Below are 22,402 nucleotides of genomic sequence, written 5' to 3' on the forward strand. Positions count from 1 at the left end.
TATTCCTATGGTATCATCATACCCTTGAATCCGGTGTCGGATACATCGAACTTTCGGATGAATTCCGGAACAGATGCCGTGGGTAACGCAACCAAATCGGTAGGACACTCAAGAAGTACCCGACCGTGACGATACTGATCCAAAAGACAGCTAAGTTAAGAAAAGATCCCGGCTGTAGTCCGGCTTGTGTGACGACGACTTGGAACAATAAAAAGGCATGAAAGACAGAAATCAGGTACGGAATGAGCAGAACAGCGCCATACTTCATTAATAAGTAGCAGCGGATGTTTCCGGAACCGAACCCTAGCGCAAACAACGTCTTCATCCGCTTTTGTTCCTGTTCCGCCGTCATCTGCATCCACACATGCAAAAAACTGGCATTGATGACGAATAACCAGATCGTCAGGAGAACGACGACGAACGTGACGAGTCGCACGATTCGGATCCCGTCAATCTCATCTTCCGTCTCATTGATCAGTTGATAGGGCACCGGTTGCTTCTCATCTAGCTTTGCTGCCGACTGGATGTTGCGGACGATTTTCATCCACTGTTTCCAGTCCTTCGTTCCGTAATCATGGTAGGCTGGCGTATCGAAGACGACGATTTGCCGGACGGGTTGCTTGAGTGTCTGAAAGACGGCATCACTGACGACGAAGATCGTCTCGATTTGATAATTGTAACCAAATATTAAATCGTGAGAAGCAGCGGGAAGTAATTCAAAGTCTTCTTTCTCCATCGCCTGTTTCTCTTTTTTCATCGTCGGTGTATTCTCTTCGAGTTGTACCGGACGTGCTGGTACAAAGAAACTTTGACGTCCCGTCGCTGTCCGCTCCTTAAGATCCAGTTGCCGCATCATCTTGTTGTACGACGAGATCGGTAGGAGGATGCGTGTTCCTTCTGCCTTCACTTGGATATCCTGCTGGTAGCGATCCGGGAATGCCTCGGTCATCGTCTGCTTGATATCCTTCAATCGTTTCGTCGGTTGAGCGGATTCTTCGTAATAGACGAGCCCGAATTGGTTCTGTGATGATAAGTCGAGTCCAATCAATTGAAACAAGAAGACGAGTCCGACTGCTGTTAGCGCACACGATGTTAGAATCGTTCCGAGGGCAATGAGCGTACTATTCGTTCGCAATTGATTGGCTATTTCCGAGACAATCAGTTTCCGCAGCGACAAACGACGTGGTCGATATAACTTGGTCAACCACGGTAAGACATATCGACAAATAAAGAAGGACCCGATGAAGATGACAAGTGGGAAAAATATATAAAATCCTTCCGTCCGAACAAAGGCTAAGGCATAACCATAGATCAACAGGAGTAACGCTCCGATTTGCGTCAGAATCCAGGCTCGTTTTCGAAATAGCGAACGGGAACGTGTCGGTCGATCGGGACGAAAGCGGTAGATCGCAAGGACCGTTGCCGTCAGCAACACAAGGAAGGCACCACCAATCAAAGCAAGAATCGCATAAAAGGATAATTCGAATTCGATTGCTGGTAAGAACATGACTTTGACAACGGACAGCAACAGCATCTTCGTCAAGACATTACCTAGAATCATTCCTGCAGTGATCGCTAGACCACCAACAATCAAGACTTCAATTAAAAAATACTTTAAGAAGTGTGACAGTCCACTGCCAAGCGTCCGCATCGTCCGTAAATCGTTCTTACGGTGCTCAAGCATCGTATAGGTCGTCGAATAAATGAACAAGACACTAAAGAAAAGGATGATCAGCTCCGCGATGAAGACGAAGAAGATCGTCATCTCGATGACTTGGTTCAATTGACTGAGGATTTTAGCGACGTTTTGGAATGATCCATTCGTCAACAAGTTCCAATAACTCGTCACGATCGTCATTGCGATGATGATCGTCAAGGCATAGCCGTAATACAAGCGCTGATAGCGCCGAATGTTACGTAGGGCGTATTGCAGATAATTGATGCTCATCCCCTCCTAACAACGATAGCGATTCGATGACCCGTTGGAAAAAGACACGGCGTGGTTCATCGCGGAACAACTCCGTTTGAATACTACCGTCTTTTAGGAATAAGACATGATTACAATACGACGCGACTTGCGGATCGTGTGTCACGATGACCATCGTCATGCCCGTCGCATTCAACTCGGCTAGGACATCCATGACGTGTTTCGTCGCTTGGAAGTCGAGTGCCCCCGTCGGTTCGTCCGCAAGCATCAGACGTGGTGTATGGATCAGGGCGCGACCGATCGCTGTTCGTTGTCGTTGTCCACCACTGACCTCATCGACCTGTTTGTCGAGCAGATCATCAATCTGTAGACGGCGTGCCAACTCCTCCATCTCTTCCCGCGCGAGCTTTGCTTTTTTCCCTGACAGCATCAACGGCACGAGCATGTTCTCACCGAGTGTCAACGAATCGAGTAAATTGAATTCCTGAAAGATGATACCGAGCGTCTCTCGCCGGAAACGTGTCATCTCTTTTCGTTTGAACGTCGCTGTGTCGACGCCGTCAATCAGAATCGATCCCCAACTTGGTTCGTCGAGTGTCGCAAGCAAGTTGATCAGTGTCGATTTCCCACTACCGGATGGTCCCATGACCGCGACCATCTCACCTTCTTCGACTCGGAAATTCACATCCGTCAGCGGTTGCTCCGTCACCTTTCCAGGATAGACTTTCCCTAATTGTTTGACCTCAATCATGTGCGCGACCTCCTACTAATCGAATCCGGCATGTCGTGCCGACCCCTTCCTCACTCTCGAGTTCAATCTCATGCCCGAGCTTCAAGCAGACCTGCTGGACGAAATACAATCCCATTCCGGTCGATTCCCCGTAACGTCGTCCGTTTTCACCAGTGAAGAACGCATTAAAGACACGTGGGACGTCTCGTCTTGGGATTCCGACACCGTCGTCTTGAACCGAAAGGACGACTTGCCCCTTTGTCACTTCTGCCGTCAGAACGACTTCACGACCATGTCCCGTCGTGTACTTGATGGCGTTCGTCACGAGCTGTAAGACGAGGAAACGAAACCACTTCGCATCCGTGTAGACATACACGTCTTCAGCGATATCGAGTTTCGGAAAAACCTGATTTTTGACGAATAATCGTTTTTCTTGATTGATGATGCTCGTGACGAGCGGCTTCAGTGCCAATCGTTCTGCCTTCAAATCTGTCTCGATTGCTTCTAAACGTGACGAATAGAGCATCTGGTCGAGTCCACTACGCAATCGATCGACCTCTTGCCGTAAATCAGCCTGATACTGTTCTCCTGGATGTTCGAGGATCAACTCGATGACGGACAACGGTGTCTTCATCTGATGAATCCATTGGTCGACATACCGATGGCGTTCCTTTTCCTTTCGTCGCTCAGCAAACAGACTGTTTCGAAATAAGGTCTGTTGTCGTTCTAAAAATTGTTCGACGGCAACGGAAATCGGTTCTTCACTATCACTGCGAATCGGTTCTGCGACCGACTGGACCGGCTGTTGCATCCGTCGTAGCAACGGAAGCATGCTGAAGAAACGATAACTGAGATAAATCAAGAGACCGATACTGTTCAAGAGCACGATATAAAAGAAGGCTGCTGGGCGATAAAGATCATAGAGCCATAAGACGGCATATAAAATGAGCATTTGTCCGGTAAAGAAGATGATGCCTGGTATCGCGTGCCGTAAAAAGAGCTTCATGGTTCAAGGACCAGTTTATAACCGACGCCTCGCACCGTCTCAAGTCCAGCGACACCGATCTCGGCAAGCCGTTTGCGGACACGCGTGATATTGACGTTCAATGTATTCTCATCGACGAATGCTTCGTCATCCCAAATCCGTTCGAGTAAATCGCCCCGACTGACGATTCGTGGACTTGCCGTCAGCAACATCTCAAGGATCAGTCCCTCTTTTTTTGACAGCTCGATCGACTGTTCCCCGTACTCGACGATATAACGGTCCAAGTACAGCGTGACACCTTCTTTCGTCACTGTCCGCTCATCCGTCTCGTTCGAGAGCGTGCCATAGGCCCGGCGAATCTGACTTTTAATCTTCGCGATGACGACCGCTCCTTGGAACGGCTTGACGATGTAATCATCCGCTCCGTATTCAAGCGCCATGACTTGATCCATCTCCCCGACCCGTGCTGAGATGAACAGGATCGGTGCCCGTGTCTTCATCCGCAATTGTCGACACCAATAGAAACCGTCAAACTTCGGTAAATTGACATCTAATAGAATGACGTCCGGATTCGTCTCTTCATAGACCGCGACGACATCCCCTCGCCCATCTTCAACGACGACTCTAAAATCATAGCGTTCAAGTAGTTCTTTCAATAATGTAGCAATCTTCATGTCATCTTCGACTAATAAAATCGTATGCATCGTTCCTATCAACTCCTTCTCCCTTTATCATAACGAACTCAAAAAGGACTGGAAACGATTATTCCGTTTCCAGTTCTGTGTACCCCTATTTAGTTCATCACGTGACGATGCGGCGGTAAGCACGGACCGTGACGATATAGTAGATCAAATAGACGATCGTATAACAAACAATCGCAAGTAATGTCGGACGAACGATGTTGTAGTTCAACAGTTTCTGCAAGACTTGCATCGCAACTAAACTATGAACGAGTCCGAGCACGTACGGTAAGGAGAAGACGAATCCGACAAGGCGCCGAATGATGCCTGTCTGTTCCTTCTCATCCACACCGATCTTCTGGATGATGGCAAACCGTTGTTTCGATTCTTCTGCTTCCGCGAGCATCTTGAAGTAGATGATCGAACCCGTCGCAAGCAAGAAGACGAGACCGAGGAAGCCGGCAGCAAACGCGAGTAAGCCGGTCGTTGCCGTCGTCATCGCGTAGACAGGATAGTACGCCGCCATCTCCGTATCCGCTTGTTTTCCATATAGTTGCGTCAACTGTTTCATCAATCCATCATCATGACGTTCATCCGAGAACTGATAATTCGTCAGCGTGAAACCTTTTTCCGGCATCTTCGCGAACGCATCATCGTTTACGACGAAGGCGAGCCGCTGTTTCTCATAAAGTTGAGCGATTGGTAGATTCGTCGCAGCGGTGATGCGAAAGGACTCATGAACATCCTTGATTTCAACACCGACCGGCGATTTGACTTTCATCTTCAACAAATCGTTTCCTTTGAATGTCTCAAGGACGATCGCTTCACCTTGTTTCGGTTCTTTGATGACCGTTTTCCCGTTCGCTTTCGCGAGCTTGACGTAGTCCGAATAGTTGACGTAACTGAATTGTCCCGGCTGGTCTTCATACGCATACGTCGCGTAGTAACGTGTAAACGTCAGAGGGTTCGGCAGATCGGTCATCTTATGGTCAACGTTCTTGACGTTGACCATCGTCCGGCTGTCGATTTTCTGGTCGGACTTGGCAATTAGCTGTTCCGCTTCTGCTTGTTTACTCGCAATCGATAGACTGTACGGAACTTGCTCCTCGACGGTCTGATCGATGAAATAATAGATCGATGTCGCTGTACCGACCGTCGTCAATGTCACGGCAGTGATGACCGTAATCGTCGACAGCATGACGGCATTCGATTTGATTCGTGACAACAATTGTCCGTGCAGAATTAAATTCGTTCCTTTGAAATGCCGCGCTTGATTACTTAAGACGCGCAATAGGAAGATCGTGAAGTAACTCATCGTTCCGAACGTCCCGAGAATGACGCAGAGCATCAAGAGCGGGGCGACGATCGTAAAGTGATCCATCAACGGTTGTCCTGTCAAATAATAACCGACACCGATCAAGACGACGGAAAGGACGGCTAAGATCGGATGGACTTTCGGAAGGGATTCCGCTTGTTGTTCTGCCTTGAACAATTCGATCAATGTAAAACGATAAATCGTCCGAGCAGAGCGTAAGGCGATGATCAGGAAAATCAGCAGGAAGACACCGATCGTCTGCATGACGGAAGCTCCGCTGATCGTAAAGGTCGCATCGACTTGCATCGCCATGACAGAAGCCAGCAACTGCACGAAGTACTTCGAAGCGACGGTACCGATCGCAATTCCGAGGATCAGGCCAATCACTCCGTACCCCATCGTCTCAAGGAAGATCAGTCGGGCGATTTGCCCACGCTCTAGACCAAGCAATGCATAAAGTCCGATTTCCTTCTTACGGCGGCGTAAGAAGAAGTCACTTGAATACCAGATGAAGATGGCAGAGAAAAGCGCTAGAATGACACTTGCTCCCGTAAAGACCGTTCCCAGTTTCCCGTACAATTCGTTCGCCTGAAGCATCGCTTCATTCGATCGAATCGCGAGGAACGTGTAGTAAATAAGAATCGCAAACGTGACGGCACCGAGGTACATCACGTTTTGACGGATGTTCTTCAAATTTTGAAACGCCAGTTTAGACAAGCTCACGGACGGCACCTCCGAGTTCGCGTTGGACTTCCATGATCTGCTCGAAGAATTCCTTCTGCGAACCGAAGCGATGGACTTCCTTGAACAGCTCTCCATCCTTGACGAACAGAATCCGTTCCGCATAAGACGCTGTCATCGGGTCATGCGTTACCATTAAAATCGTCGCGCCTTCGTCGTTGAGCGCTTGCATCGCTTCGAGCAATCCTGTTGCCGACTTCGAGTCAAGCGCACCGGTCGGCTCGTCGGCTAAAATGAGCGACGGATCATGAATGATGGCGCGAGCGGCAGCCGTCCGTTGTTTTTGTCCGCCCGATAGTTCAACGGGACGTTTATCGAGTAAGTCGTGGATACCAAGTTGATGCGCCACACGATCAACACGTTCTAAAATCATCTTTTTATCGACATTCGCGAGTGATAGCGGTAAGGCGATATTTTCGCGAACCGTCATCGTATCGAGGAGATTGAAATCCTGGAAGATGAAGCCGAGTTGTTCCCGGCGGAAACGTGCTAATTGTTTTTCCTTCATCGCTGTCACGTCTGATCCGTTGATTAAAATCGAGCCGTCCGTAGGCTGATCGATCGTCGATAATAAATTGAGTAACGTCGATTTCCCGGCACCGGATGGACCCATGATACTGACAAATTCTCCTTCGTGAACACGGAGCGTCGTCGGACGCAGTGCTTCGTGGCGCGCTGTTTTCGTTTGATACGTTTTTGAAATCTGTTCTGCTTGTAAGATTGCTTTCATCTGTAATGCCTCCTGTGTTTGATTCGTTACACTCAGTCTAGTCCTTCCATACTTTTCTCAAAATGGACTTTGCTTTCACTTCTCTTACAAAACGGTAAGACACGGGATGAGACGACAAAAAAGCCCCCATCCGCAAGGAATGGAGGCATATCGTATCTTATTTGTGTGTTGCTTTGAAGAGCTCTGTGTCGCCTGCGACAACAGAAGTTCCTTCAGCTGGTACAGCTGAAAGCGTGAATTGATCGTGGTTCGTCACGATGATCGGTGTGATCGTCGATGGTGCGTTCGCACGGATGTAGTCAAGGTCGAACTCGACGAGGACGTCTCCTGCTTTGACTTTGTCACCTGACTGGACGTGAGCCGTGAAGCCTTCACCTTTAAGGTTAACTGTATCAAGACCAACGTGGATCAACAGTTCAAGACCATCTTCACCTTTTAGACCGATTGCGTGTTTTGTTGGGAAGATCGTTTCAACCGTTGCGTTGATCGGCGAGACGACTTTACCTTCAGTTGGTTCGATCGCGACACCGTCGCCCATCATTTTTTGAGAGAAAACTTGATCGGGTACGTTCTCGATGTTGACGATTTTACCTGTAAGTGCAGAAGCGATTTTTGCGTTTCCTGCGTCGTTACCACCAAACAATTTTTTTAAGAATCCCATGATACTATCCCTCTACTTTCTCGATCGTTTTTCTTCCGAATGGAAGTTTCGATTTTTTATAGGAGTAAGCTGTCAGACAGCTCGCTCACGTTCTCACAAAAAGCATACGTTTGTCCCTCTGGTTTTGCAAGTATTTTTGTGTGATAATAGTTAGAAATCATAAGGAGGCGCTTACATGTTACCATTTTCAGAAATTACATATGTCCGTCCTGACCTTGCCTTGCTTGAAACATCCATGAATCAAGCGATTGCTCGACTGACTGAAGCCACACAGGTAGATGAAGCAAACGCAGCCATCACTGAGATTAATACCCTCAGAAATCAATTTGAAACGGCAAGCCAGCTCGTCGAGATCCGTCACACGATCGATACACGCGATACGTTCTATGAGACGGAACAAGGATTCTTTGATGAAGCGAGTGCGATCTATCAAGGATATGTCTCAAGCTATTATCAAGCGTTGACGACGCATCCACTCCGCAGTGAACTCGAACAGACGCACGGCAAACAGTTATTCCTGATTGCGGAAGCGAGCCTGAAGACGTTCTCGGAAGAGATCATTCCGAAACTCCAAGAAGAGAATCGTCTCTCGAGTGAATATACGAAACTGATGTCTTCTGCTCAAATCGAGTTCGATGGCAAGACGCTTAACTTATCGCAGTTCGGTCCATATCTTCAATCACCTGATCGTGATGTCCGTAAAGCAGCTTCTGAAGCACGCTATGGCTACTTAAACGAGCATGGTGAAGCAATCGATACGATCTACGACAAACTCGTTCGCATCCGGACAGACATCGCGAAGACACTTGGTTTCCCATCGTTCGTCGAGCTCGGATACGCACGTATGCTCCGCGTCGATTATAACCAATCGATGGTCGAACAGTACCGCGAACAAATCCGTGAGACGATCGTTCCGCTCGCGACACAACTTAAAGAACGCCAGCAACGACGCATCGGTGTCGATCACTTGTACTACTACGATGAAGGATTTGCCTTCAAGTCTGGTAACGCGACACCTAAAGGCGAAGAGTCGTTCATCATTGAAGGTGGCAAAAAGATGTACGCAGAGATGTCACCGGAGACGAACGAGTTCTTCAACTACATGCTCGACCGGGAAGCACTCGATTTAACAGCGAAGCCTGGGAAAGCCGGCGGTGGGTATTGTACCTACATCGCAGACGAAAAACTCCCGTTCATCTTCTCGAACTTCAATGGAACGGCAGGCGACATCGATGTCCTGACTCACGAAGTCGGTCATGCATTCCAAGTCTATGAGAGCCGTCACCTGACAGCTCCAGAGAGTGCTTTCCCGACGTATGAAGCGTGTGAGATTCACTCGATGTCGATGGAATTCTTCGCTTATCCGTGGATGGAAGAGTTCTTCGGTGAAGAGACAGCGAAATACAAGTTCAATCACCTCGCAGGAAGCGTTACATTCCTTCCGTACGGCGTTGCGATTGACGAGTTCCAACACGTCATCTACAACCAACCGGAATTGACACCAGCAGAACGTCGTGAAGCATGGCGGACGATCGAGAAGAAATACCTGCCGCATCGTGATTACGAAGCGAACGATTATCTCGATTCAGGTGCATGGTGGCATCAACAAGGACACGTCTTCGGTAGTCCGTTCTACTATATCGATTACACGCTCGCTCAAGTCTGTGCCTTCCAGTTCTATGCTTGGATGGAACAAGACCGGGAAGCGGCTTGGAAGTCGTATCTCGATCTCTGTCGTGCCGGCGGATCGGAAAGCTTCCTCACGCTCGTCGAACGTGCTGGATTGAAGTCTCCGTTCGCACCAGGTACGGTCGAGGCAGCGGTCGCACCGGTCAAAGCCTATCTTGAACAAGCAGACGACCTCGTGCTCGATCGCGTTTAATTCTTTGCGTGCAAGGTCGTACTGACTAAAAGTCAGAACATCTCGAGCAACATCAATAAAAGAAGAGGCGTTTTCCAGAATATCATCTGGAAAACGCCTCTTCTTTTTTGCTACATGATTATAGAACGTATATGTTCATCCTTGACTCCTACAGGAAAAGAAAGCATGACTTCCGCTTTCGTCAGGGTTAGGTAAGACCTGGCACACCGCATGGAGTGCGTGGTGCCGCGGCTTACCCCCGCCTGTGGAAAGCAAGGATGACAAAAACGTTTGTAAAACGACCACAGGGCTCATTTCATTCAGATAGAAGCTTTTCATGGTACCTCCCGTACCAGACCCGAAACTCGTCAGCTGGAATCGGTCTTGAATAATAGAATCCTTGCGCATACTCACAGTCAAGCACTCGTAAATGATCCGCTTGTTCAAGTTCCTCGATTCCTTCAGCGACGACGTCATACTTCAACGTATGAGCAAGCTTGATGATCGTCTCGATGAGCGGTGCGTTCGAACACGCATCCGGACCGCTGATGAACGAACGATCAATTTTCAGTCGCTGGATCGGTAATCGACTTAAGTACGACAAAGAAGAATACCCCGTACCAAAGTCATCGATCGCAAGACGATATCCCATCTGGTGCAACGTCTGTAAGGCGTCAAATACGCGTGTGTCTGAAAAGACACCAAACGATTCCGTAATTTCAAGTTCCATCCGTTGTTCAATCCCTGGATGAATTTCTCGAACATCGGTCAGGTAATCGACGATCCGACCGGAGACGAGCTCTTTGACGGATAAGTTCGCCGAGACACGCAGTACCCCAAGTTCCGTGTCCTTCCACTCCTCGACTTGCCGAACCGTCTCGGCAACGACCCACATCCCGATCTCTTCAATCAACATCGATCGTTCGGCAATCGGAATGAAAATTGCTGGACTGATCATCCCACGTTCAGGATGGAACCAGCGCAGGAGAGCTTCACAGCCATCGACTTGACCTGTCGCAAGATTGATTTGTGGTTGATAGAACAGTTGTAACTCGTTCTTTTCAATCGCTTCTCGTAATTCACCTTCGAGGACGACCGATTCAAGATACTCGGCACTCATCCAGGACTCGAACCAGACTGGTCCACCCTCTGTCTGTTGTTTCGCATGCTGCATCGCGATATCGACCGAGGACAACAAGGAAGTAACGGCTACTGCATCATCGGGATAACGGACCATACTCATACTTATGCTGACATTGACGTATTCTCCGTTGATCTCATAGACATGTTCGATGACTTGCTTTAATTTTTGGTAATCGACGATATCCTGTTGTGCGACTAATACGGCGAATTCGTCTCCACCGATTCGCGCCGCTTGTCCTGTTCCGATGAAATGATGCTTGAGGCGATTCGCGAGATCTTTTAGAATCTGATCCCCTGCACCATGTCCATAGATGTCATTGATACGCCGGAATTGCCGGACGCTGATGGTGACGAGCTCTCCCGGTTGAGGTGCTTTTAATGCGTCTGCCATCTTTTGCTCGAAACCATTCCGGTTCAGCAAACCCGTCAACATATCGAAGAGTGCGAGTTGTGTAATCCGTTCTTCCCGCCGGAACTGATCCGTTTCATCATGACAAGATAAGTAGAGCGCAACACCTGTATCGTCCTCTTTATTAGTAACGTGGATGATGTTGACGAACATATTCAAAATTTCTTCATTGAAGAGCATCTTACAGCGAATCGTTTGACTATGTCCTTCAAGCGATCGTCTCAATGCTCGCCGCATCCGATTCAAATCAGCCGGATGGATCAATTCTTCAATCGTCCATCCTGCCGTTGCCTCCGTCAATTGTCGAAAGCGTTCGTTTCCGTTTAATATCGTATAGTCGGATGATAAGGCAAGAATCGGGTCGGTATTCTGCGAAAAGAGTGACTCGATTTCTGCTTTCTTTTGTTTGATTTCTTTTGTCTTCGCATCGCTATGGTCTAATAAACCAGCAATGATAGCTGTCATCGTTCGAAACGCTTGAACGACGGGTTGAAAATCATTTCGCTCCGGTACGTCATAACCAGATTGCCGACGGTCTTCAGCAAAGGTATTCGCTTCTCCCTTCAATAAAGAAAGATCTTGGCGGAACGCACGTAATAACGATAAGGTCAACATCAGTAATCCAAGAATCAAGATGCTGGTTGCGCCAAAGAGGAGCCAGGCATTACGAATGATTTGATTTCCCCGATCCTGCATTTCTTGTGCGACTTGGTTGAGTTCTTGATCATACAGACGATACATGCTGGATTCATACTGTTCAGCTTGGTTTGCTAACGCAGCATACGTCAAGCTTTCTGGAGCGCGCAATAGGTCATCGAGCGTTTGTGTATAAGCATCCATCTGTTCCCGCATGATTGCGATATCCTGACGTCCTGAATCGTTGTGAAGCGGAATCACATCATACAGGGATTTAATGAGCGATTCCTGTCGCAGTGGCAAATCAATCCGCATCTGTTGGATGCGTAACCGATCAATTGAGCTAGGTTCTTCTTTTTGTCGAGCATCCTTCAAGATTTCAGCGGACTTTCCAAGCTGTTCTTCCATCAGAATCAGATTGGAGAACACATTATAATAAGACCCTGTCTCTTTACTCAATACGAGCTGATTAAAGATGATTTCACTTTTGAAGTTCATCATCGTCGTGAAAAAGCGATGATTCGATTCGTATCCTTGTCGTTGTAGTTTCTTAATCTCTGTTAGGACTTCTTCGCGTGTCGACTCGGTCGCTTTCATATTCGGAAGTCGATCCGTTAGTTGTTCTAGTGCTTGGTCGGCCCGCTTTGAAGCTTGCGTCAAATCGGCGTCGTCATTCAAAGATGAAAAATAATAGCGCGTCACTTCTTGTTCGGCATGATTAAAAGGTGTCACTTCAGCAATTGTTTTGCCCGATGCCTTGAAGCGATACCCTTCATCCAATGTTTTCGTCAAATGCTGACACGCGACGATCAATGCTAACAGACCGATGATCGCAATCATCCATGAGAACGTTTTATAGTAGGAGCGTCTTCGAAAAGCTTCTACGATGAAGACTGGTGATAAACGTCGCAACACATCGTCCTCCCTAAATTGTCATTATGCTTCTATATCGTCGCCTCCTCCCATTTCCTGAAGTCGTTTTGGGTCAATAAAAAGCACTTCTTTCCACATTTCTGTGAAAATCAGTGCTTTTTTTACTAGTTTTATTTTTTTTTAATAACTGACGTTCTCACGCGCTACTTTTTTAGCAAAATAATCGATAATATCACGTCGACGGATGATCCCGATAAAATGTCTACCATCATCAATGACGGGCACGAAATTTTGATCCGTGATGACTTCAATCATCTCTTCCATTTGTGCTGTAATCGAAACTGGTTTATAACGGACACGTTGTTTAATATCAGTTAATCGTGTCTGCAAGACGTGGTCGTAATCGGCATGCTCGAGATTTGCTTCGAGCGCCCACAAGATATCACCTTCTGTCAGCGTTCCTGCGTATTTCCCTTTATTGTCAACGAGTGGGACCGACGTAAAACGATGATGTTTCATCTTTTCTAGTGCTTGTCTGACCGTTGACTCAGGATCTAAATATTTCACCTCATCTTTAGGTAATAAGAAAAAAGCAATATTCATTTCTGTTCCTCCCTAGCCACTCTGTGACACCCTTTTCATTTTATCATGAACCTTGCGTTGATTCATTTCTCAAATGATGAAAATCTCCACATAATTCTTTCATATTTAGTTATACTATATCCCAATATTCCAAGTAGACAGGAAAAACTGACCAGTGACGTTTAGGCACTGATCCAACGCATGAAAGAAACCTCTGACACCGTAAACACGATTTTCGCTTTGACGAATGAACTCATTGCAGAAATCATCTGTCCAAAACAATCATTTTTGCCTAAAGAAGCAACTAACACGTTACTGGATGTTGAACGACACGATTCAGATTCAAAAGACTCCTTAGTTCCATCTGGTTGATTTGTAGCGAAGCCTTTTTCCGGAAGACTTCGGTTTTTCTTGGTTCGTTCTCGACTATCCGCGAAAGAGGACATACACTAGAAGCAATCCACTTTATTTCGAAAGGAGTCGTGTCATGAATCGCTTGTCGACATCCGACTTGACGCAAGTCGCAGAGCACCTTTACGGGATGACCGGTTTTTTTGTCACGTATCGAGATCGTCATGGTACTCCGCTTGCTCTACGTCCAGAAGCTCCACCTCATCCGGGAACCCTGCCGATTGAGAATGAATGGCCCGTTCTTAAAAAGACTCCTTTACTCTATACCCTGAAAGATGGTACAGCCTACCTCTTTTTGGACGTTCCGGAACAAGGTATGTATCGAATTGGTCCTGTTTTATTACAATCCGCTCTCTTTAGGGCGCATATCCAAGATGAAGCCTATCACCAGTTTTATAAGGTCTTGCCGCGTACGACGGAGAACCGATTGATTGACTGTGCTCACCTGATGTATCGCTTGTTGCACGGGGAACCATTGCCGAAGCGCGAAATCGAACAACTGTCTGATATTCAGGAAGCTGAAATCCCACTCGTTGCGGATGCACCGTCCCATACAGGGGTGACCGCGTACCGAAAAGCATGGCAACGGGAGCAACAAATCATCGACTGGATCGCGACGGGTCAAAGCGAGCGACTCGCAACGACTTATTCGTTACCTGCTTATGGTGAATTCGGCACACTCGCACGGCATCAACCGTTACGCGCAGAAAAGAACCTGTTGCTCGGAACCGTCCTATTGAGCGCACGCGCTGCGATTCGCGGTGGACTAGAACCGGACGAAGCGTTCTCCCTAAGCGACCGGATGATTGAGACAATCGAAGCCGCGACGAGCATTGCCGAACTCCGGAATCGTCATGTCCGGATTACAGTTTCGTTCGCAGAAGCCGTCAAGGAACTCCAAGCGCTGCGGCACTCGCCTCATGTACTCGCTGCGATTCGCTATATTCAGCAACACCTGTATGAACCGTTGTCCGTCTCATCAATCAGCCAAGCCATTCATGTCTCGTCCAATTACTTGTCCGTTCTGTTTAAGGATGAGACCGGTCTGCCACTCGCCCGGTATGTCATCCGGGAACGCATTCGGGAAGCGAAGCGTCTCCTGCGCTCGTCCGACGACTCGTTGCTGACGATCTCAAATAAGTTGCACTTCTCAAGCCAAAGTCATTTCAGTCAAGCCTTCAAACAGACGACTGGCGAGACACCGACACATTACCGGCAACGAAGTGAATTTTAAGAGAGTCGTGCCTTTTTTTCGTTTTGTGATATCCTATTCAACAGGAACTATTTTCGTGAATCCGTTTTTGACGGATTCTTTCATCAAAAAGGAGAATCAACATGAACTCAATTAGTGTCATCATTCCTGTCTATCAAACTGAATCACAAACGAAGGCAGCCATTCAATCCGTTCTCGACCAGAAGGTGTCGATCCCGGTGGAAATCGTCGTCGTCTTTGACGGACCAAGCACATACATCGATGAGCTCCGTTCTCTCTATCCGACATGTACGATCGTGGAACAGGCGCATCAAGGAACTTACGCAGCACGTCGACGTGGTCTTGAAGTCGCAACAGGTGACTACGTTACCTTCCTCGATAGTGATGATATCCTCGCACCACGTGCACTCTATACGTATATCAAAGCCTATGAAAAATCACGCGGTGAAGTCATCATCGGTAAGGTCTCACCCGTCTACAACAAGAAAAAATGGCTCATGCCAATCGATGATGATCGTTATTTCTTTTATACCCGTACGAAGTTCAATTCGCGTCATTTGACGACGATTCACGGCTGGATGATTAAAAAGGAATTGCTCAATGATCTACCTGTTCTTGAGACACGATGGTTCGCCGATACGATCATCGCCCATACAATCATTTCGAAATTGACGAACCTGACATCGGTCAGTTATGTCGTTTATGGTCGAAACTCACGTAGTACGCCACTTGAAGGACAATCGCTCTACCAAGCGCGTGATATCACGACATTGTCCGATATCTCACGGATTTACGGTATGTTATCCGCCCATACGAAGGATAACGACGTTCAAAAGTTCTTAAATACATGGTACAAACGTTTCATCTCAAAACGTGGTCGAGCATTGCTTGAGCGCAGCACGTCAAAAAGTCAGCAGACCGACGTCTTCCGTCATGTCGCTTACGACTTGAGACGGGCGAAGACACAAAGCAAGTATCTGCAGGCATGGTCGACGGGTTCGTATATCATGTTCCGTTCATATATCACTGCTGTTAAGACAAAGCAGACGTTACGGACGGCACGACGTAAAAAAATCAAGAACGGTCTCATGCTCTATCGTTTGTTCCAAAAGATGCCGGTCAAAGAGAACCTCGTCTTATTCGAGAGTTTCCTCGGACGAAGCTATTCCGATAATCCGAAGGCCCTTTATCTGAAATTAAAAGAACAACGCCCGGAACTTGAGCTCGTCTGGATTTTCGCGAATGAGCCTTCAGATGACGTCAAGGAAGCTTGCCCAAACTGGGTGCTCAAAAACAGCTTCGCGTATTACCAAGCGATGGCACGTGCGAAGTACTGGATTTTCAATACACGTCAACCGCTCAGCTTAACGAAACGCGAAGAAACGATCTACCTTCAAACATGGCACGGCACACCATTAAAACGACTAGGTCTCGATATGGAAGAAGTCCACATGGCAGGAACGAACGCGACGCGCTACAAACGGAACTTCTACAATCAAGCGCAGGAATGGAATTACTTGATTTCTCCGAATGCCTATTCGAGCGAAATCTTCAAGAGTGCGTTCGGGTTCCAAAACACGATGCTTGAGACGGGTTATCCGCGAAACGATCTCTTGTATGCGGACGATCAAGCTGGTCTCATCAGCGAAATCAAAGCACGTCTTGATATCCCAGCTGACAAGAAAGTCGTCTTGTACGCACCGACATGGCGAGATGATGAGTTCATCGCGCGCGGAAAATACCGCTTCGATCTCCAACTCGACTTGAACGAGATGCAGGCCCGACTCGGTGACGATTATGTCGTCTTGCTCCGGATGCATTACTTGATTGCGCAAAACATGGATATCAGTGGACACGAAGGCTTCGCCTACGACGTCTCTTCGTACGGCGATATCGCAGAGTTGTATTTGATCAGTGATGTCTTGATCACTGACTACTCGTCTGTCTTCTTCGATTACGCCCACTTACAACGCCCGATGATCTTCTTTACGTACGACTTGGAGAAATATGCGTCGACGTTACGTGGATTCTATTTCGATTTCGAAGAAGTCGTTCCAGGACCACTCTTGAAGGAAACGGATCAAGTCATCGATTATATCGAACAAATCGATACGAAATCCGTTGCTTACCAAGAAAAGTATGATCGCTTCCTCGAGCGGTTCTGCAGTCTTGACGATGGTACGGCAAGTGAACGTGTTCTTGCTGAGTTGTTCCCGAACGCAAGCTCAGCAGATGCTGAAGATGCTGAATAAGGAGACACAATGAAAAGGAGAAAGATGCGCTTTTGCGCTCTTTCTCCTTTTTCGTATCATCGTCTACGATACGGTGCAATCCGCTCTTCAAATTCAGGGTGAACGAAACTAGGACGTAACGATAAGACGACCTCACCGAGGAGATGTTCTACCACGTCGTCCCATCGTTCGACGATCTCAGAAGAAGTCTTCGCAGATACATCCCCCTCTTCGAGCAATGCTGTCTCATCCGTCGTTCTCATGAAGACCCACGTATCATCAGATCGTTTGCGCCCCATCAAGGTGATACGTCCACCTTCCATCCGGTATAGAAGGATTCGCTCCCATTGACGCTTCCGACTCGGTATCATGACTTCACGATGTCGCGCGATGATTTGCTCTTTGATCATTTTCTGACTAGCATCGAGATTTGGACACAGATGATAGAAATCATCTGTTCGTGGATGCTTGATACCAAAGTGCGGAATACCTGATGCTTCAAGACGCTTCATCCATTCATCTTTTGCTTGTCGCAAATGTTCCCAGCGCACAAGATGCCTCCGAACGCCCCACCCTGTAATCACGAATGGGTGCCGTCGTAGTTCTTCGACTGACGCAAACAACGTCTGCTTTTCAAAAGAGGTTTCCTGACAGAGTTCTTCAAAACGATTGATCGATGTGACATCATTGCCATGTTGCATCGGGAATAAATTGTATAGATGAAAGCGTCCCGATAAGGCTTGTCCTTCGTAGATGCCTTCTACGATCCGGATAATTTGTCTCATCGTCTTATCCAATCGACCAATTTGACCCGTCGCTTGCCCTGCCGTATCAAGTTGCTGACGTAATGTAGGATCCACCGTCGCAGAACCTGGATTCAACATCAGGCACGCACCGAGAGACGTCTCACTCTCACCCCACTGGATATATGTATGATAGCGATACAATACGTCTTGCTCTAGCCGGAATGTCGCATACACTTGAACATCGTTAGTCGTCATCATGAACCCTCCTATACTTTTATATACAACTTGATTATTTTACCATATGGAGGTTCTTATTTACTTTCATTTATACATCAGGTCAATCAGAAAATGGATCTGACTCAAAAGTCAATCTCTACAAAGGTAAGGGTGGCAGAATGATGATCTGCCACCCTTATCTCATAACAAAAAGAATGACGCGTCACACGCCACTCCTACAGGAGAAGCGCATTTATGCGCTGTCAGAGACGAACAAGACCCGCTTTCCTGCTCAAATGAAGCAGGAAAACTGGCTTGTGTCTCGCCTGAGGAAAGGGCGTGAAAAGACGCGTCATTCTTTTTTAAGTCAGTCATATGAACGTTTTAGTTACGGACGAACAAGGCAACGCTCTCGACGTGTGTCGTATGTGGGAACATATCGACCGGCGTCACTTCGACGAGTGTATAACCGAGCTCTGTCAACAACTTCGCGTCACGCGCTTGAGTCGACGCGTTACATGAGACGTAGACGATCCGCTTCGGTGCAACATCCGTAGCAGCACGCAAGAATTCTTCGTCACAGCCTTTACGTGGTGGGTCGACGACGATGACGTCCGGTTGAATACCGGCTTTAACGAGATCCGGCATGACCTTCTCAGCTGCACCGTACTCGAATGTCACGTTCTCGATCCCGTTCGCTTGTGCGTTCCGGCGTGCATCATCGATTGCTTGCGGTACGATTTCGATACCGTAGACGTGCTTCGCTTGTTTAGCGAGTGACAAGGAAATCGAACCGATACCACAGTAAGCATCGACGACTGTCTCATCGCCTGTCAACTGAGCGTACTCGAGCGCTTTCGCGTAGAGTTTCTCTGTTTGCAACGGGTTGACTTGGAAGAACGAATGCGGTGAGATCTCATACGTCAATCCAGCGATTTGATCGCGGATGACGGACGGTCCGTACAAGACGACGTTCTTTTTCCCGAGAATGACGTTCGTATCATCCGGGTTGATGTTGTGCTGGATCGATGTAACGTTTGGTAACGCCTTTAAGATTCCTTCAACGATTTTATCGATGCCGCGTAATTGTTTGACCTTCGTGACGAGCACGACCATCAACTCGTTCGTGTGATACCCATGACGTGCCATGATATGACGGATGACACCTGCTTTTTTCTTCTCGTCGTACGCTGGTACTTTTAAGTCAGCGAGGACTTTACGAACCGCTTGGACGGCTTCGTCGTTTTCTTTGTTTTGAATTAAGCAGTAGTCCATATCGATGATCCGGTGACTCCGTTTTTGGTAGAAGCCAGCCATCAATTTGTTTGATTGGAATGCGACCGGAACTTGTGCTTTGTTACGGTAACCCCATGGATCTTCCATCCCGATCGTCTCGTGGACCGGAATTTCAAGACCTGCTAGGCGCGCGAAAGCGTCACGGACACGGTTGTGCTTGAACTTGAGTTCTGCATCGTATGACAAGTGTTGCAATTGGCAACCGCCACACTGGTTGTAAACCGGACAAGGCGGCTCGACACGATCGACACTCTTCGTCTTTTGACGGATGATACGACCGAATCCGTAAGACTTCGTCGTTTTCGTGATTTTGATCTTGACCTGCTCCGTCGGCAATGCGCCCGGGATGAAGACCGTATATCCATCGATGCGCGCGACCCCTGATCCTTCATGCGTCAGGTCGACGATCTCGACGACGTGTTCATCGTTCTTTTGTACTGGAATCATGAATATCCTCCTTAAAAACCTCGCTTCACGCGAGGTTCGTTTCTGCTTCTTGTAGTTGTGTATTGATTTGTTCCATCTCTTCGATCCGGAACTTTGGTGTCATGACTTCGAAATGAGAGCGAAGATTCGTCATCTCGCCTTCGCAAATGCCGCCAAACTCACCATCGATGTTCAAGCTCATCTCTGATGTATTCTTCATGCGGACGAATGAGGTCGTGACATGCTCGATGCAAGGGTCCGAGAAATGATCCCCTTTTAAGGCAAGACGCATGACACGAATCAGTTCGACGAGGTTACATTTCTTGAGAATGAAGAGATCGAACCGACCGTCATTGAGTGACGCGTTCGGTGACAATTTCTCGAATCCGCCGACAGAGTTCGTATTGGATGTCAAGAACAGCATGACTTCTCCTTTGAATATACCCTTTTCATGCTCCAGTTCGACATATGTCGGTCGGATTTGCGGAAGTTTCTCCATCCCTTTGACGTAGTACGCGAGCTGTCCGAGTGCCGTCTTCAGCTTCGAAGGCACTTCGTACGACAGTTCTGTCATGATGCCACCACCAGCGATATTGATGAAGTAATGGACGCCTGCCGATCCTTCGATCTTACCGATATCGACCGGCATCGTATGTCCTGTGCAAATGACATCCATCGCTCCTTCGATCGTCAATGGAATACGCATCGCCCGACCAAAGTCATTCGTCGTTCCAACAGGTAGTACACCAAGCTTCGGACGTTTGTTGTAGGCAGCCATTCCGCTGATCACTTCGTTCAACGTACCATCGCCGCCTGCTGCGACGACGAGATCAAAGTCTGCTTCGCATGCTCGTGCTGCTTCATACGTCGCATCGCCGACCGCTTTCGTCGAGTAGACAGATGTCTCATAACCCGCTGCTTCGAGTCGGTCGAGGATATACGGTAAATTTCGTTTAACCATCTCTTTCCCGGAAGTCGGGTTATAAATCACGCGCGCTCTAGGTCTCATAAGATTTTCTCCTTTTTGACTCAACCGTTCATTTGATACATAACTGTTTTATTTTACATGAACTCTCGAGACATTACAAAGCCAAAAAAGACAGCGTCCGTTTCCTCGCAGAAGTAAAGGAGGAACGAACGCTGTTTGATCAGGTACTTATTTTAATTTTTCAAGCTCTTCATAGAAGAGTTGATCAAGGAGGGCAGGGTTCGCCATTCCTTTTGTTTTCTTCATGATTTGACCGATGACGAAGCCTTTCTTCCGGTCACGTCCACCGAGTAATTCCTCGACGACGGCTGGATTCGCTTCGAACATCTCGACGATGAGACCACGTAGCAATCCTTCGTCTGAAATTTGTGCAAGACCGTTTGCTTCGACGTATGCACGTGGCTCGACACCTTCTTCGATGACGGCTGTGAAGACTTGTTTGGCGATTTTCGAAGAAATCGTACCGCTTGCGATCAAATCGATCATCTCTGCCAGACGAGCTGGTGTCATCTTGACTGTTTCGAACGTTTCCGTCGATTTATTCAAGTGACCTTGGATCTCACCGATCGTCCAGTTGGCTGCTGCTTTTGGCTCTGCGCCTGCTGCCAGTGTCGCTTCGAAGTACTCTGCCATCTCACGTGTAACCGTCAATTGCTTCGCATCATACGCCGAAAGACCGAGTTCTTCTTGGTAACGAACGCGACGTGCATCTGGAAGTTCCGGGATACCGGCACGAATCGCTTCTTTCCAATCGTGATCAAGTACGAGCTTGACGAGGTCAGGCTCTGGGAAGTAACGGTAATCCGACGCCCCTTCTTTGACACGCATGAGGACGGTTTGTTTTTTCGTCTCATCGAAGCGAAGTGTTTCTTGACGCATCACACCACCTGCAAGCAACAACTTACGGTGACGATCTTCTTCGAACTCAAGACCTTTTAAGACGTTTCCGAATGAGTTCAAGTTTTTAAGTTCTGTTTTTGTACCGAACTTCTCTTGTCCGTATGGGCGAACGGAGATGTTACAGTCACAACGAAGTGATCCTTCTTCCATCTTGACGTCCGAGACGCCTGCATATTGCAAGACTTCCTTGAGACGTTCGAGGTAGGCGACTGCATCTTTCGGTGAACGCATGTCCGCTTCACTGACAATCTCGATGAGCGGCGCACCTGTCCGGTTGAAGTCGACGACTGAGTGATTAGCACCCGTGTGGTTCATCTTACCAGCATCTTCTTCCAGATGGACACGTTCGATTCGGAAGCGTTTCGTTTCGCCATCGACTTCCGCATCAATGTAGCCATCGAAGCCAATCGGTTGATCGAACTGTGAAATTTGATACGCTTTTGGCGTATCTGGGTAGAAATAGTTCTTCCGGTCGAATTTCGTTTGATCGGCAACTTGGCAGTTAAGTGCCATTGCTGCACGAACAGCGAGTTCAACGGCTTTTTCGTTGATTTTCGGCAAGACGCCCGGATGTCCAAGACAAATCGGACACGTTTTCGTGTTCGTCTCCGCGCCGTATTCCCGAGCACAACCACAGAACATCTTCGTGTTCGTGCTCAGTTCGGCGTGGACCTCGATCCCGATGATTGTTTCAAAGTTCAT

The 22,402-nt window shown here is 47.8% G+C and carries 17 protein-coding genes; 4 read left to right on the forward strand and 13 right to left on the reverse strand.

All coding sequences use genetic code 11. The features are described 5' to 3' along the window. Positions 1-16: 16 nt before the first annotated feature. The 7 genes from KNQ08_RS10025 to KNQ08_RS10055 all read right to left on the reverse strand — a co-directional run bounded on the left by KNQ08_RS10025 (position 17) and on the right by KNQ08_RS10055 (position 7,769). Positions 17-1,948, reverse strand: a complete 1,932-nt coding sequence (locus tag KNQ08_RS10025; RefSeq protein WP_214805448.1) for an ABC transporter permease — start codon at positions 1,946-1,948, stop codon at positions 17-19. After that, positions 1,914-2,678, reverse strand: coding sequence for an ABC transporter ATP-binding protein (locus KNQ08_RS10030; protein ID WP_064299373.1), 765 nt, complete (start codon positions 2,676-2,678; stop codon positions 1,914-1,916). Before KNQ08_RS10030 ends, KNQ08_RS10025 begins: the two co-directional genes overlap by 35 nt. Continuing rightward, a complete protein-coding gene (locus tag KNQ08_RS10035) occupies positions 2,671-3,663 on the reverse strand; it encodes a sensor histidine kinase (protein ID WP_214805450.1) in 993 nt (330 codons plus the stop codon). Before KNQ08_RS10035 ends, KNQ08_RS10030 begins: the two co-directional genes overlap by 8 nt. After that, entirely contained in the window at positions 3,660-4,346 is a 687-nt protein-coding gene (locus KNQ08_RS10040) for a response regulator transcription factor (protein WP_047393119.1), read from the reverse strand. Before KNQ08_RS10040 ends, KNQ08_RS10035 begins: the two co-directional genes overlap by 4 nt. Positions 4,347-4,443: 97 nt before the next feature. Continuing rightward, positions 4,444-6,360, reverse strand: coding sequence for an ABC transporter permease (locus tag KNQ08_RS10045; RefSeq protein ID WP_214805452.1), 1,917 nt, complete (start codon positions 6,358-6,360; stop codon positions 4,444-4,446). Beyond that, positions 6,347-7,108: an ABC transporter ATP-binding protein gene (locus KNQ08_RS10050; RefSeq protein WP_214805455.1), complete on the reverse strand. Its 762-nt coding sequence runs from the start codon at positions 7,106-7,108 to the stop codon at positions 6,347-6,349. Before KNQ08_RS10050 ends, KNQ08_RS10045 begins: the two co-directional genes overlap by 14 nt. A gap of 157 nt (positions 7,109-7,265) precedes the next feature. Continuing rightward, complete coding sequence (locus KNQ08_RS10055) at positions 7,266-7,769, reverse strand: PTS sugar transporter subunit IIA (RefSeq protein WP_035396161.1); 504 nt, start codon at positions 7,767-7,769, stop codon at positions 7,266-7,268. 175 nt (positions 7,770-7,944) lie between these two features. Here KNQ08_RS10055 and KNQ08_RS10060 point away from each other — a divergent pair, with 175 nt between their 5' ends. Then, positions 7,945-9,651 (forward strand): M3 family oligoendopeptidase, encoded by a 1,707-nt coding sequence (locus KNQ08_RS10060; RefSeq protein ID WP_214746842.1) that lies wholly within the window; start codon positions 7,945-7,947, stop codon positions 9,649-9,651. Positions 9,652-9,946: 295 nt separating this feature from the next. Here the strand turns inward: KNQ08_RS10060 and KNQ08_RS10065 are convergent, their stop codons facing one another. Together KNQ08_RS10065 and KNQ08_RS10070 are read right to left on the reverse strand one after the other, a co-directional pair. Continuing rightward, positions 9,947-12,733: a putative bifunctional diguanylate cyclase/phosphodiesterase gene (locus KNQ08_RS10065; RefSeq protein ID WP_214805457.1), complete on the reverse strand. Its 2,787-nt coding sequence runs from the start codon at positions 12,731-12,733 to the stop codon at positions 9,947-9,949. A 138-nt stretch (positions 12,734-12,871) separates the two neighbouring features. Further along, on the reverse strand, positions 12,872-13,294 hold the full coding sequence (locus KNQ08_RS10070) for a CBS domain-containing protein (protein WP_029342568.1): 423 nt from the start codon (positions 13,292-13,294) through the stop codon (positions 12,872-12,874). A gap of 219 nt (positions 13,295-13,513) precedes the next feature. On the opposite strand from KNQ08_RS10070, the gene KNQ08_RS16980 reads away from it, so the two are divergent. The 3 genes from KNQ08_RS16980 to KNQ08_RS10080 all read left to right on the forward strand — a co-directional run bounded on the left by KNQ08_RS16980 (position 13,514) and on the right by KNQ08_RS10080 (position 17,149). Beyond that, positions 13,514-13,645 (forward strand): hypothetical protein, encoded by a 132-nt coding sequence (locus KNQ08_RS16980; protein ID WP_285800980.1) that lies wholly within the window; start codon positions 13,514-13,516, stop codon positions 13,643-13,645. A 115-nt stretch (positions 13,646-13,760) separates the two neighbouring features. Continuing rightward, a complete protein-coding gene (locus tag KNQ08_RS10075; protein ID WP_214805459.1) occupies positions 13,761-14,918 on the forward strand; it encodes a helix-turn-helix domain-containing protein in 1,158 nt (385 codons plus the stop codon). A gap of 101 nt (positions 14,919-15,019) precedes the next feature. Next, positions 15,020-17,149, forward strand: coding sequence for a bifunctional glycosyltransferase/CDP-glycerol:glycerophosphate glycerophosphotransferase (locus KNQ08_RS10080; protein WP_214805461.1), 2,130 nt, complete (start codon positions 15,020-15,022; stop codon positions 17,147-17,149). A gap of 56 nt (positions 17,150-17,205) precedes the next feature. On the opposite strand, the gene KNQ08_RS10085 is transcribed toward KNQ08_RS10080, so the two are convergent. From KNQ08_RS10085 to gatB, 4 genes are all read right to left on the reverse strand, one after another. Then, the gene (locus KNQ08_RS10085) at positions 17,206-18,132 is read right to left on the reverse strand and encodes a hypothetical protein (protein ID WP_214805463.1); all 927 of its coding nucleotides are present in this window, start codon (positions 18,130-18,132) and stop codon (positions 17,206-17,208) included. Positions 18,133-18,474: 342 nt separating this feature from the next. After that, a complete protein-coding gene (rlmD, locus tag KNQ08_RS10090) occupies positions 18,475-19,833 on the reverse strand; it encodes a 23S rRNA (uracil(1939)-C(5))-methyltransferase RlmD (protein WP_214805465.1) in 1,359 nt (452 codons plus the stop codon). Between the two features lie 25 nt (positions 19,834-19,858). Beyond that, complete coding sequence (locus KNQ08_RS10095) at positions 19,859-20,821, reverse strand: diacylglycerol kinase (RefSeq protein WP_023469333.1); 963 nt, start codon at positions 20,819-20,821, stop codon at positions 19,859-19,861. Positions 20,822-20,968: 147 nt separating this feature from the next. Next, positions 20,969-22,402 carry an Asp-tRNA(Asn)/Glu-tRNA(Gln) amidotransferase subunit GatB gene (gene gatB / locus KNQ08_RS10100; protein ID WP_035396151.1) on the reverse strand — a complete coding sequence of 478 codons (1,434 nt, stop codon included), beginning with the start codon at positions 22,400-22,402 and terminating at the stop codon, positions 20,969-20,971.

The organism is Exiguobacterium sp. s46 (assembly GCF_018618875.1).
In the GTDB taxonomy this organism is placed as follows: Bacteria; Bacillota; Bacilli; order Exiguobacteriales; family Exiguobacteriaceae; genus Exiguobacterium_A; species Exiguobacterium_A abrahamii.